This is a genomic window from Luedemannella helvata (assembly GCF_039528415.1).
In the GTDB taxonomy this organism is placed as follows: Bacteria; Actinomycetota; Actinomycetes; order Mycobacteriales; family Micromonosporaceae; genus Luedemannella; species Luedemannella helvata.
In genome coordinates, this window is the sequence record NZ_BAAALS010000003.1 from 22,753 (window position 1) to 35,278 (window position 12,526).

Annotated in this window: 8 protein-coding genes; 2 read left to right on the forward strand and 6 right to left on the reverse strand. The window is 71.6% G+C overall.

Annotation, left to right across the window (positions count from 1 at the left end; translation table 11 throughout):
* Window positions 1-232: 232 nt before the first annotated feature.
* Both ABD191_RS03780 and ABD191_RS03785 read left to right on the forward strand, forming a co-directional pair.
* Window positions 233-499 (forward strand): DUF6582 domain-containing protein, encoded by a 267-nt coding sequence (locus ABD191_RS03780; RefSeq protein WP_344076820.1) that lies wholly within the window; start codon window positions 233-235, stop codon window positions 497-499.
* Window positions 500-595: 96 nt separating this feature from the next.
* Window positions 596-1,021, forward strand: a complete 426-nt coding sequence (locus tag ABD191_RS03785) for a hypothetical protein (protein WP_344076822.1) — start codon at window positions 596-598, stop codon at window positions 1,019-1,021.
* Window positions 1,022-1,070: 49 nt separating this feature from the next.
* On the opposite strand, the gene ABD191_RS03790 is transcribed toward ABD191_RS03785, so the two are convergent.
* The 6 genes from ABD191_RS03790 to ABD191_RS03815 all read right to left on the reverse strand — a co-directional run bounded on the left by ABD191_RS03790 (window position 1,071) and on the right by ABD191_RS03815 (window position 12,348).
* Window positions 1,071-3,338 (reverse strand): peroxidase family protein, encoded by a 2,268-nt coding sequence (locus ABD191_RS03790; protein WP_344076824.1) that lies wholly within the window; start codon window positions 3,336-3,338, stop codon window positions 1,071-1,073.
* Window positions 3,339-3,750: 412 nt separating this feature from the next.
* Complete coding sequence (locus ABD191_RS03795; protein ID WP_344076826.1) at window positions 3,751-4,944, reverse strand: cytochrome P450; 1,194 nt, start codon at window positions 4,942-4,944, stop codon at window positions 3,751-3,753.
* Window positions 4,941-8,135, reverse strand: coding sequence for a ferritin-like domain-containing protein (locus tag ABD191_RS03800; protein WP_344076828.1), 3,195 nt, complete (start codon window positions 8,133-8,135; stop codon window positions 4,941-4,943). Before ABD191_RS03800 ends, ABD191_RS03795 begins: the two co-directional genes overlap by 4 nt.
* On the reverse strand, window positions 8,099-9,655 hold the full coding sequence (locus tag ABD191_RS03805; RefSeq protein WP_344076830.1) for a flavin monoamine oxidase family protein: 1,557 nt from the start codon (window positions 9,653-9,655) through the stop codon (window positions 8,099-8,101). The genes ABD191_RS03800 and ABD191_RS03805 overlap by 37 nt, the downstream gene beginning before the upstream one ends.
* Before the next feature lie 18 nt (window positions 9,656-9,673).
* A complete protein-coding gene (locus ABD191_RS03810) occupies window positions 9,674-11,299 on the reverse strand; it encodes an FAD-dependent monooxygenase (RefSeq protein WP_344076832.1) in 1,626 nt (541 codons plus the stop codon).
* A 26-nt stretch (window positions 11,300-11,325) separates the two neighbouring features.
* Window positions 11,326-12,348, reverse strand: coding sequence for a methyltransferase (locus ABD191_RS03815; RefSeq protein ID WP_344076834.1), 1,023 nt, complete (start codon window positions 12,346-12,348; stop codon window positions 11,326-11,328).
* Between the last annotated feature and the right edge of the window lie 178 nt (window positions 12,349-12,526).

Consider the following 12,526-nt stretch of genomic DNA (forward strand, 5'->3'; position numbering starts at 1 on the left):
GCGCCGAGCCCGGTGGCGGCGCCATGACGGGGCACGCGCCCGGGATCGTGGTGCGCACCCACGCCGTGCGTGCGGGTCCGACAGGTCGTGCCGTCATGCCGGCATCGTACGGGCCGCACGGCTTCGATAACAGTCGATCAATATCGTGGCGGCGGTCGATTCCGGGTACCCCTTGGGGCAAAGTTCCGATGGAGGGGTGTTTCGCTCCGGTCCGGGCGGGTATTTGGTGATCATGAAGACGACCTGGAAGCCCCACGAGAAGCACGGCGAGCTGACCGAGCGGTCCGATCTGCCCGACTCGGTGTTCGCCTTCCCGGACAAGCGCAAGGAACCGCTCACGGACGCCCGGCACGTGCGCAACGCGCTGGCCCGCTTCGATCAGGTCGAGGGCGTCACGGACGGCGAGCGCGATCTGGCGTTCGCCAACATTCTCGCGGCGGCCAGGCACTATGACGTCGAGGTCTCGGAAACGGACTGGCATCAGCTCGGCAAGCCCTAGAACGGCTGGCTGATGGCGTGAGTCGAACCACTGCGCCCTGACAGGGACCGCATACGAATTGTTACTATTGCGGGGCAATTCGGGGAGGGATGGTTCGTGAGTTCGGTGCCGGCGTCGCGCGGTGCGGATCACCAGAAGGCCGTGCTGAGCCGGCTGGTGGACAGCCGGCTCGCCGATCTGCGAGCGGGCTGTGGGCCCAGCGGCTGTGACCATGTCGCGGTGCAACTGGCCGCGCAGCTCGCCACCAACCTGCAGCGCGTCATCGACGACACGTCCGAGGGCAACGCGGCCGACTGGGCCCGCGTGCGCGGCGCGGTGCGTCTGTTCTGCGGCCTCGGCCGCACTCCCGGCGTGACGCGGCCGCGCACCCTGCCGTACGAGTTGCGCATGATCAACGATCTCGTGCGCGGTCTCGGCGCCAGCGAGCTGACCGTGCCGGCCCAGACCCCGGGATGCTCCCGGTTCGAGGAGGATCCGGCAGCGCGCCGCTGGTGCCCGATGTTCCAGCGGCTGGCCGCCTGACGCGATGCGGCCCCGGGCCGGGCGCGTAGCCCGACCCGGGAGCCACCGGTCAAGCGAGGTCACATCGCTTGTTGTTCAGGTAGAAGTTGGGCGGTATGGAGTTCGTGTAGTTGTCCCAGGTCGCGTCGAACGCTATGTCGGGTATCGATCCGCCTGCCGGTATGTTCTGGTTCCAGGTGTCGTCGTCCGCCGTCACCTGGCTGTTCGACACGTTGAACCAGGCATCCCACTCGTAGGTGAAGGTCTGGCCGTTGGCGAACCGGAACTTCAGCGTCCAGCCGTTGACCGGCGTCGTCTGCAGGTTCGTGATGATGATGTGGGCGTGGAACCCGCCGCTCCAGGTGTCCTCGATCGTGTACGCGACCCGGCAGGCCGCCGCCGGCAGCTCGGCGCTGTCGACCAGGAAGACGTTGGGTTCCAACTGGTTGAGCGGGATGTCGCTGTTGTTGGCGATCACCTGCGCCAGGCTGTTGCGGTAGTCGATGCCGTAGGTGTTCTTGATCCAGGACAGGCCCTGGTTGTTGCCGTAGAAGAACCTGTCGCCGTCGCGCAGGGCGGTGAACTGCTTCGTCCAGATCGCCAGCTGCAACTCACCCATCTCGGTGTTGGCCACGTGCGGCTCGGCCAGCATGCCGACGAACGCGTCGACGTTGCCCACGGTGCCGTAGATCGCCTTGAGCCGGGCGGCCACCGTGGTGCGGCGGGTGCCGTCCACGGCCTGGCGCAGCACGGCCTGCTGGTCGCTGAGGTTGATGTTCGCCCCGTCGATGTTGCGCAGGCTGAGGAAGTCCAGGCTGTCGGGGTCGTTGATCTCGTTGCCCGCGGTGAGCTGCGGGTCGCTCGGGAACGACTCCGTGGACTCGCCGGTGATCGCCGTGAACGACGACTTCGTCGACAGGCCGTACGCCTGGCGCAGCTGGTTGTAGCTCGGCATGCCGTGGTCGCGGCCACGCTCCACGTCGATGGCGCCGAGGTCGACCACGCCGTCGTAGCAGGCCGGCATCCCCGGGCCGTCCAGGCACTGCGGGTTGCCCGACACGGGCACCTCGAACAGTACGCTGCGCAGCTGGTTGTCGATCTGCTCGTCGTTGTTGTACTGCGGCAGGAAGCCGATGCCCTGCAGCAGGGGACCGAGTTCCAGCATTTCCGCCAGGTTGGGATTGAACGACGCCGCGTTGATCGGCACGTTGAAGATGACCTGCGTGCCGGCCGGGGTGACGGTGACGCCCTGTGCCGCGATCGCCGCGAGTTCGGCCGCGGTGTAGCGGCTGGCGGCGGACCGGATGACGAACTCGCCGTGCACCTGGGTGTGCGCCCGGTACCCGACCGTGGCGAACTCGTTGCTGATCGTCGCGTTCACGTTGGACTTGTACCCGGTGTACTTCGGCAGCGAGACGCCCATCGCGGGCAGGAACTCGTTGTACGTGATGTACTGCTGCTCCGCGATCACGATGCGCCGCGCGATCTGGAACTTGTCCTCGGCCGACAACGACGACGGCAGCAGTGACACGATCCGGTTGTGCTCGCGGGCGAACAAGGTCTGCGTCGCCGTGAGCGCGAGGTTCTCGTTCGAGCGGACGTCGCCGGCCACCGTGGCGTCGTTCGGGTTGGCCACCAGGCGTCCCTCGATGTCGACGGGCGGCGCGGTGGCGGGGTTGCCCCGGTCGTCGCGGCGCGGCAGGTACCCGCCGGGCAGCATCAGGGTCGCGGCGTTGTTGGCCAGGTTGCCGTCGACCGGCCCGTCGCGCAGCCACTCCAGCCGGCTGCTGGTCGTGCCGTAGACCGCCTCGGCGTCGATGTACGAGTTCTGGGTGTTGATCTGCTGCCGGGGGTTGGTGACCCCGGTGCCGGACGCCGCCGCCGAGCGCGTGAACGGGATGTAGCCCAGCGTGTTGGTGAACTCCTCCATTGGATCCGTGCTGCTGAACGGGATGTTCGCCGTCGCCCCGCCCTGGTCGCGCAGCCCGAAGGTGTGGTCGAGGAACTGGCCCCACGTCCAGGCCCACTGCGAGACGCGGTGGTCGGAGAAGAGATTCTGGTGCGAGTCGTTGAAGATCCGGTTGCTGAGGTTGCGGGCGTTCGGACCCGAGACCGGCTGGCTCTTGTTGTCGGCGTAGCGCGGACTGCCGACGCGCGAGTACTGCGTGCCGGCCTTGCCCCAGGTGGGATTGCTGGTGTTGTTGCCCGAGCCGTCGAGGGTGGCGATCGTGAACGGCACGGACGCGTGCGCCGCGGTCGGGGAGACGAGCACGAGCCCGCCCGCGACCGTCAGCGTGGTTGCGGCGGCGACGAGGCGCCGCCGTGATGCGTTGTCCATGGTTCCTCCCACACGGTCCTGACAGGACCGTCGCGTGTGCGAAGACCCACGGCTCCGCTGCCCGTGGTGGGTCGCGAACAAAGAGGCCGCGTCGATGACGACGGCGTGCTGAATTGGCGACAGGCATGGTGGGCGGAGGAGTCCGGGGGAACGTCTGGGTGACGCGTTGTCGGGTGGCATTCATGCGCGCTGAATAACCACAGTGGAGCTATCTGTGTTGAGGCCCTTCCAGGGGACCTCTGGCGTCCTGGCCAGCACAACGCCTCGGGCCAGTCTGTACCTCTGATGGGTGACGGTCAATTGAGTGACTCATTCACTCACTCGTTTTAGGTATACGACCGAATAGGGCGTGAAAGACGGTCACCCCGCCATTGCTGAATTGAAATTACAGAATGCAATTCGCAGTTCGTGGTCAGGCGCGTGCGGTCGCCAGCGGCAGCCGGGAGGGGCCGTGGAACACGAGGTCGTCGGCGTACTCGACCGGCTCGTCCGCGAATGCCAGGCCGGGCAGGCCCCGCAGCAGCGCGGTCAGGCCGATCTCGGCCTCCAGGTAGGCCAGCCGGGCGCCGAGGCAGTAGTGGATACCCATGCCGAAGCTGGCGTTGCGGCTCGCGTCGCGGCCGACGTCGAGGATGTCCGGATCCGGGAACCGGCGCGGGTCCCGGTTGGCCGACCCCAGCACGAGGGTCACCTTGCCGCCCGCGGGGATCGTCACGTCATTGATCCGCAGGTCCTCGTATGTGCGCCGGGAGACCATCTGCACGGGGGCGTCGTAGCGGACGAACTCCTCGACGGCGCCCGGCATCAGCGCCGGCTCGGCGGCCAGCCGGTCGCGGACCTCGGGATGGCGCAGCAGCGCCAGGGTCGCCTTCGCGATGAGGTTCGTGGTGGTCTCGTGCCCCGCCGTCAACAGGTGCACGCACGTCGAGATGATCTCGGTGTCGGTCAGCGCGGGCGCGGCGCGCACCAGGGCGGTGGTCAGATCCGCGGGCCCGCCGTCGCGGCGGCGCGCCACCTCGGCCGCGAAGAAGTCCCACAGCTCGACCGACGCCGCCTCCGCCGCGCCGAGGCGCGCGGCCCGGTCGCCGCCGCGGGACGTGTTCGCCTCCTGCAGCGCCACCGCCCGGGCGCGCAGCCAGTCGCGCCGGCCCGGCGGGACGCCCAGCAGTTCGCTGATGACCAGGATGGGCAGCGGGGCGGCGAAGTCGGCCACCAGGTCGGTCACCGGCGCGGCGCGGACCTCGGCGAGGAGCCCGCCGGCCAGCTCGGCGATCCGGGGCCGCAGGTCGGCCACCAGTCGGGCGGTGAAGTGCCGGGTGACGAGCGCCCGCAGCCGGGTGTGCCGGGGCGGGTCGAGGAACACCAGCCAGTTCTCCACGATGGCCCGCAGGGCCGGGTACTCCTCCGGGATGAGCGGTGCGGGCCGCTGGCCGGGCGGCGCGCCGCGCCCCACCCGGGGGCTCATCAGGACGGCCGCCACGTCGTCGAAGCGGAACACGTACCAGCCGGCCGCGGTCTCGTGGACCGGCTCGACGGCGCGGTAGCGCGCGTAGACCGGGTACGGGTCGGCGATCTGGTCGGGGCCGGTCAGCGCGAACGGTTTCATATCCGCAGCGCCCGGAAGTAGTCGGCGTAGAAGGCGAACATGTCCGTGACCCGGTCGGGCGCCGCGTCGCAGCGCCGCGCCGCCGCCGCGAGGTGCTCGAAGCGCAGCGCCACCGACAGCATGGCGACGTCGGGGCGCGAGTTGTAGACGACCTCGTCCTCCAGTTCGAAGCCGGGACCGGCGGTCAGCCCGCGCTGGCCGGACGGCAGGGTGACCAGCACCTCCGCCAGCGGGGCCATCATGCCGGTCATGACGTCGATGGCGGCGTTCATCAGCTTGGAGCGGCGCAGGCTCGCGTCCGGCTGGTAGCCGAAGTGCTGCACCATCAGCTGCAACATCAGATAGTACGAGCGGTTGAACAGGTGCATGAGCGCGCGCGCCGCCGGCTCCGTGACGGTCGTGCGGTCGGGGCGGCCGTCGTGGGCCGTGGGATTGCGGGCGACCGGGTAGGCGGGCGCCCACACCGTACGGCCCGGCGAGCGGGTGGCCAGCAGCTCTTCGGACACCCGCAGCAGCGCCTCGAAGTGCGACCCGCCCGGGGAGGGCGCCGAGGCCAGCTTGCCGCCCTCGCCCTGCTCGGTGATGACGTCGATCGCGAACAGCGCGCTCGGCACGTCGTCGACCTCCAGCTGGAAGTCCGGGTGCACCGCGTTGATGGACTCGCGCAGGAACAGGTGGTGCTCCCCGCCGCCGCGGCCCTTGCGCACCATGAACAGGTCCGGCACCCGCTCGATGCCGGCGCGGATCTCGGCGTAGAGGGCCGACGGCGAGCGGTACCCCTCCGGCGGGTCGTCGCCCACCCCCAGGTCGCCGATGTGCGACTCGGGCTGTTCCAGCGCCAGGAACCGTTGCAGGCTGCCGATGCCCAACGGTTCGAGGGCGAAGTCCAGCGGGATCGGCAACGTGTGGTTGAGCGTCCCGAAGTCGATCGCCGGCACGTGGAACGGCTCGCCCATCGCCATGATGATGTTGTTGATCATGAGGAAATGGATCATCTCCTCGCGGGCGATGGACAGCAGCGTGCCGCGTACCCCGCCGGCCGTCGTCTCGCCGCCGTCGCCGCACGCCAACCAGCGCTGCTCGGCCGTCCACAGGCCGCGGCGCACGTACTCCTCGGCGGGCCCGTAGGCCGGCACGGAGTACGCGGCGAACAGGTACTGCAGGGTCGCGGCCAGCTCGACGCTCGCCGCCGTGCGCAGCGCGGCCCACAGCTGGCCGCGGCGCTCGATGCGGCCGCCGGCGCGCGGCGCGGCCCGGGTGGGCACCGGCACGTCCGCGACGGCCTGCTGGGCGCGCAGGAACGCCAGCAGCAGGCGCGCCTTGGGCAACGTGAGGTCGCGTGTCGGCGGCATGTAGTACGTGCGCGCGAGGTTGCGCGGGTCGCCCATCTGCCAGATGAGCCGGGGGTACGTGCGGACCTTGCACTCGTCGGCGAGGCTGAACACCTCGTCCTTCATGAACGAGTACAGGAACTCGTACGGCGCGAATACCTCCCGGTACACGCGGTCGAACGTCGCGTCGGCGTCGTCGAGGGCCCAGTCGTCCGGCAGCACCCGCACGTGGACCGTGCCCGCACCGGCCCAGAAGCCGAGCGCGTCGTCGTTGTCGTACGCGGCGGCGCCCGTCCCGCCCGGCCGGCCGTCGGCGCGCGCCGACAGGTGCAGCCGGGTCGCGCCGGAGCCGGCGCCGCGCACGGTGAACCAGCCGACGCCGGTGTCGTCCGTGCCGATCGCGCACGACGCCGCGAAGGGACCGGGCTCACCCAACCGGCCGGGGCGCACCTCGACGAGGTCACCGACCGCGGGGTCGAGCGGGCGCGAGCGCGGGTTCGCGTACTGGCGGATGTGGATCATCTCGACGGCCGCCGGCCGGCCGCGCGTCAGGGCCCGGACGGCGACCTCCACCGCGTGGTCCTCGGCGCGCGCGACGTCCGGGTACTCGATGATGAGGCCGGCGTCGTCGGCCTGGACGTTGGTCTCCTCCTCGACGAGGAGGGTGTCCCCGGCGACCAGGCACAGCGGCTCGTCGGCGACCTCGATGCCCGGCAGCAGCGCCGGGACGGTGACCACGCCGCTGGTGAGGTCGAAGTCCTTGCCCAGATAGGCCGCGCGGGGCAGCGACGCGACCAGCCGGCCGCCGCGCGCGGTGCGCAGGTCGAGGTCGCCGAGGTCCACCCGCTCCTCGGCGCCGGGCGCCCAGCCGTCGCCGAGGGTCACCGGCACGGCCGTGGCCAGGTTGAACGTCGCCGTGTCCGGGCCGACGGCCACGCTCAGCACGCCGGGGCCGGGCCCGCTCCCGTCGCGCGGGGTGAGCAGCCGCCCGGCCGGGTACGAGCGCCACTCGTCGCGTCGCCACGGGGCGATCGTGCCGCGCAGGTCGTGCCGGTCGGGCGCGTTGGGCACGGTCGGCGGGGCCATGTTGGACAGCGCGAACTGCACCACCACACCGTCGGCGCCGCCGGCCTCGATCACGTCGCGCAGCCGTCGCGTGGCCGGCGAGCGGTCGGCGTCGGCCAGCCAGGTCAGGCCCTCCTCGGCGGCGATCGCGAACTGGTGCAGCACCGCCCGGCCCAGGTGGGCGGCCAACCAGTGGTCGCCCACGTCGCGGCGGTGGTCGCGGTGATGCCAACGCGGCGGCTGCGTACCGGCGACGTCGCCCAGCATGAGATAGCCGCCGTCCTGCGAGCGGCCCAGCCGGCCGAGGCCGAAGCGGCCGACCATGAGCGTCGTCGTCCAGTTCGACGACGGGTCGACGTCGAAGACGCGGGCCCGGTTGAACGTCGTCGCCAGGTACTCGTTGTAGTGGCCCCACATGTCGACCGCGCGGCCCACCGCCGGGTCGGTGACGTCGATGCCGTCGTCGAGCTCGACCGCCACGACGGCCGCGTCGATCCAGAAGTGCCCGTTGCCACCGAAGTTCCAGCCCTGCGACGCGCTGAACACCCCGTCCGGGTCCGGCCGGCCGTCCACGCCGAAGCGGGGACCGCGCCGCCACAGGTAGTCGTGGTACTCGGCGGGCGGCACGTCCGGCGGGACCGGCCCGTCGTCCGTGAGCGCCCGGTTGGTCGACAGGTCGAACAGCCCGCACCGCGGCCCGGTCGGCAACCGCGTCACCGCGGTTCCCCGGAAGTGCACGCGCGGCGTGTCGAAGACGCTCATGAGTACGCCGGTGCCGGGGCGCGGCTGTCCCACCGGACGATCTGGCCGACGGCCTCGATGGCGGACTGGATCGCGCCGTCGATCCAGGCGGGCGCGGACGAGCAGTGCTCGCCGGCGAAGAACAGCGGACCGACCGGCCGCGCCACCGCCAGGCGCTCCTCCTCCTGCTCGGCGAGCGTCTTGCCCCAGCGCACCGAGCAGCCGGAGCCGCTCCATTTGTTGCGCCCCCACGCGAGGCTCACCGCGTTGAGCACCATGCCCGGGTCGCGCAACTGCGGATGCATGCGGCTCAGCTCGCCCACGACCGCCGCGTGCCGGTCGTGCGGCGACATGGCGCCCCACTCCTCGGCCTCGTCGCCGATCGTGTAGCTGGCCAGCAGGACCGCGCCGAGCGCCCGGTCGCCGTCGATGGCCGGGTAGTACGTCTGGCGGACCCGGCCGCCGCTGAACGACGCCCCGCCGGTGATGCCCTCCCGCTCCCAGAACGCCTCCCGGCAGTGGAACGCGATCTTCGTGGCGGGCACGTACTTCACGCCGTGGATGATGTCGAGCTTGTCGGCGGGGAAGCCGGACAGCCGCATCCGGCGCAGGACGGGCAGCGGCGCGGTGCACACGACCGTCTGGCAGTGCCGGGTGAGCGTGCGGCCGGGCGCCCGGATGGTGAGGACCACGCCGTCGGGCTGCACGTTCATGCCGATGACCTCGCGGGCGTACAGGATGGGTCGGCGTAGCCGGCGGGCCAGCCGGTCGGTGAGGCGGGCCATCCCGCCCCGGATGCGCAACAGTTCGGCGCTCGTCTCGGTGAGGATGTCGTCGAGGAACGTGTTGAGGTCGCCGCCGCACGCGCTGCGCAGCTCGGGGTGGCGGCCGAAGACCCCGTGCAGGTCGATGCCGGTCTCGCCGTGGCCGGTGAGGTAGGCCCGCAGGTCGATGCTCTCCACGTGGTCGAGCAGCCGGTTGTGCAGGTCGTGGCGCAGCCCTTCGCGCTGGGTGGGCGGCGCGATGGCGTCCACGATGAGGCTCAGCTGCGCGGCGAACAGCAGCGTCGCGTCCCGGTAGTCGCGGGGGAGCAGCGCGTCGCGCAGCTCCGCCATGAGGGCGCGCGGCGCCTCGCGCAGGCGCAGGTAACCGCCGGTCGTGCCGTGCAGGGCGTTGTCGTCGGCGAGCAGGCTCTTGAACGGGCGCAGCTCGTCGGACAGGCCCAGCCGGGCCACGTACCCCATGGTGTGGATGTGCCGCGCCGGGAAGCGCATGGCGCCCAGCTCGGCGATCGGGGAGTCGGCGTGCGGCCCAGCGAACCGGTACGAGAAGATCCGTCCCCCGCAGCGGCGGCTGCCCTCGAGCACGACCACGTTGTAGCCGAGCTGTTCCAGTTCGTACGCGGCGACGAGGCCGGCCACGCCGGCCCCCACGACGGCGACCGTGGCCCCCGGCCGGGGCGGGCCGTGCCGCTCGTGGACGGCCGCCGTGGCGTGGTTGTGGACCGTGAAGCGGTATCGGCCGCGCCACTGCTGGTTCGTGCCGGCGGATCGGGGAGGGCCGTTGGTTCGCATGGTTGCCTCGACAATCGCTCAGGATCGCGGCCGCGCAGAGCCGCGCAGGAACGTGGCGATGTAGTCGCGCACCAGGTCGATCCGGTCCAGCCGGGCGACCAGGCCGACGTGGCCGTCGGGCCGTACGACCACGACGTCGTCCGGGCGTCCCAGCAGCCGGCCGTCGGCCCGGCCCGCCGGGGAGTAGGGCACGACCAGCATGGGCGCTGCCGCGCGGGCGCACGCGTCGCGCAGCTGCGCGAGCGTGGCGGCGTCGGCGTGGGCGGCGTTGACCAGCACCGACCAGCGGTCGTAGCCGAGCAGTTCGTGGGCCCGCACGGACGCGTCCCGCGGCCCGCCGGCGCCGCCCGGGCGGGCGGGGGTCAGCGCCGTCGCGCCGGCCAGCACCCGCACGTCCGGCAGCCGGTCGCCCGCGCGCAGGCGCCCCCGGCGCGACCGCTGCCAGGACAGTGGGCTGCGGCGGTGATGGCGGCCGAAGTCGCTCATCATCCACTCCGACCGGCGCTGGAACTTCTCCGACGGGATGCTCACCCGCAACACGCCCGCGCGCAGCCGGTGCGCCCACCGGGGCAGGAGCATCTCCAGGACGTTCATCCGCATGTCCCGGATCACGTGGCGCGCCAGGCGCCGCTGCTCGGCGTCGTACGAGTCGAGCAGCGCCTCGGACGCCTCGCCCCGGTGCACGGCGATCAGCTTCCAGGCGAGGTTGTGCGCGCCGAGGATGCCGACGTTCATGCCGTGCCCGCCGATCGGCGCCCACGAGTGGGCCGCGTCCCCGGCCAGCAGGACCCGGCCGCGCCGCAGCGACGCGGCGATCCTGTCGGCGAACCGGGCCCGGCTCAGCCAGACCGGCTCGGTGAGCGTGAGCTTCAGGTCGGCGATGCCGGACGCGCCGGCCACGAGGCCGCGCAGCTCCTCCAGCGTCGGCGCCGCACCGTCGGTCGGGTCGGGATCGTCGCGCACGCAGAAGACCCGGTAGCCGCCGCTGGGCGTCGGAAAGGCGATGATCGACCGGTACGGCGCGAGGAAGAAGTACCCGTGACCGGGCTCGTCGGTGAGCGGCCACGTCGGCACGACGTTGCCCTGCACGACCTGCATGTTGCGGCGCGGCCGGCCCTCGTACGCGATGCCCAGCCGCTCGCGTACGGTGCTGCGGGGGCCGTCGCAGCCGACGACCCACGAGGCGGTGAGGGTCTGCGTCCCGCCGTCGGGCGAGCGGGTGGACACGCTGACGTGGTCGGTGTCGGGCCGCACGTCCATGACCGTGGTGCGCCACTCGACGCGGGTGCCGAGCCCGGCCAGTTCCTCGGCCAGCAGGCGCTCGATCTCGTTCTGCTCGATGGTCATGGCGGTGGGGTACCGCGACGCCAGCCGCCCGACCGTGCACCGCCCCAGCGGTCGGCCGTCGGAGAAGAACCGGGCCGAGCGCATCTCGAACGCGTTCGTGCGGATCAGTTCGCCGACGCCCAGCGCGGCCAGCGCCTCTCCGGCCCGGGGGAAGAGCACGTCGGCGCGCGGTTCCCGGTTGGTGCCCGGCGCCCGGTCGACGATGCGTACCCGCAGGTCGGCGCGACGCAGGGCGATCGCCATCGTCAGGCCGACCGGCCCCGCCCCCACCACCAGGACGTCGACGTCCTGCCCCATCTGCCACACTCCGTCATGATCAGGTCCTACCGGGTCGCGACCGCCTCGACCACGGTGAGCGGCGCCGCCGCCACGACCCGGGACAGCCGCAGGCCGGCGTCGGCGAACAGGGCGAGGTACTCCTGCTCGGTGCGTTCACGGCCGCCGTACACCAGCAGCATCGACAGGTCGATGAGCTTGCTCGGGTGGGGCGTGTCGCCCGGCGGGACGAGCCACTCGATGAGCAGCGCCCGACCGCCGTCGGCCATCGCCTGCCGGCAGTTGCGCAGGATCGTCGTCGCCTGGTCGTCCGGCCAGTTGTGGATGACGCCCTTGAGCACGTACGCGTCGGCGCCGGCGGGGACGTCGCGCAGGAAGTCGCCGCCCACGAAGGAGCACCGCTCGCCGAGGCCGGCCGAGGCGAGCTGCTTGCGCGCCGCGTCCGCCACGTAGGGCAGGTCGTAGACCACGCCGCTGGTGTCCGGCCAGGAGGCGAGCAGGCCGCTGAGGAACGAGCCGTCACCGCCGCCGACATCGACGATCGTGTGGGTGGTCGAAAAGTCGTACGCCTCCGCCATCACGGTTGCCAGCAGCCGGCTGTGCTGCGCCATGGCCGTGTTGAACAGCGCGCCCTGCTCGGGGTTCTCCTCCAGGTACCGGAAGATGGGCGAGCCGTAGACGGCCGGGAAGGCCGGCTCGCCGGTGCGCACGCTGTGCAGGGCGGCCGCGTAGACCTCGTTGAACATCGACTGGAACCGCACCCAGGCGGACAGCGACTGGGGATGGTCGACGCGCAGCCGCTCGCCCACGGGGGTGAGCGCGAAGCGGCCCCGCGTGGTCTCGGTGAACACGCCCTCCGCCGCGAGCGCGCGCAGCAGGCGGTAGACGGCGCCGGGATGGCACGACGTCGCGGCGGCGAGTTCGTCGGCCCCGCGCGGCCCGTCGGCGAGGAGGTCGGCCAGGCCCAGTTCGGCGGCGAGCTGGACCGCCCGCGCGGGCGTGAACCCCTCAGAGATCCGAAGCAGATGAAGGCTGTCGCGGCTCGCGAGCCCGTGATCGTCCTGGCCCATTGAAGACCTCTCGATCGCACCAGTTGCCGCCAGGGGAGGGGCTCGGCACGCGCATCGTATCCCCATACATCCCACTTTTGAGTGAATTTATGCAGTTTTCCCGAAAAACCTTAGCTCCATCAAGGACAGTCTTCCTAGGACGCTTTAGGGGAAGTGGCCGGGCTCCACGGCGGTGACG

Bases quoted from the DNA above. Each gene is read 5' to 3' on its own strand.
- ABD191_RS03780 (WP_344076820.1), top strand. From the start codon at position 233: ATGAAGACGACCTGGAAGCCCCACGAGAAGCACGGCGAGCTGACCGAG.
- ABD191_RS03790 (WP_344076824.1), bottom strand. From the start codon at position 3,338: ATGGACAACGCATCACGGCGGCGCCTCGTCGCCGCCGCAACCACGCTG.
- ABD191_RS03795 (WP_344076826.1), bottom strand. From the start codon at position 4,944: ATGAAACCGTTCGCGCTGACCGGCCCCGACCAGATCGCCGACCCGTAC.
- ABD191_RS03805 (WP_344076830.1), bottom strand. From the start codon at position 9,655: ATGCGAACCAACGGCCCTCCCCGATCCGCCGGCACGAACCAGCAGTGG.
- ABD191_RS03810 (WP_344076832.1), bottom strand. From the start codon at position 11,299: ATGGGGCAGGACGTCGACGTCCTGGTGGTGGGGGCGGGGCCGGTCGGC.
- ABD191_RS03815 (WP_344076834.1), bottom strand. From the start codon at position 12,348: ATGGGCCAGGACGATCACGGGCTCGCGAGCCGCGACAGCCTTCATCTG.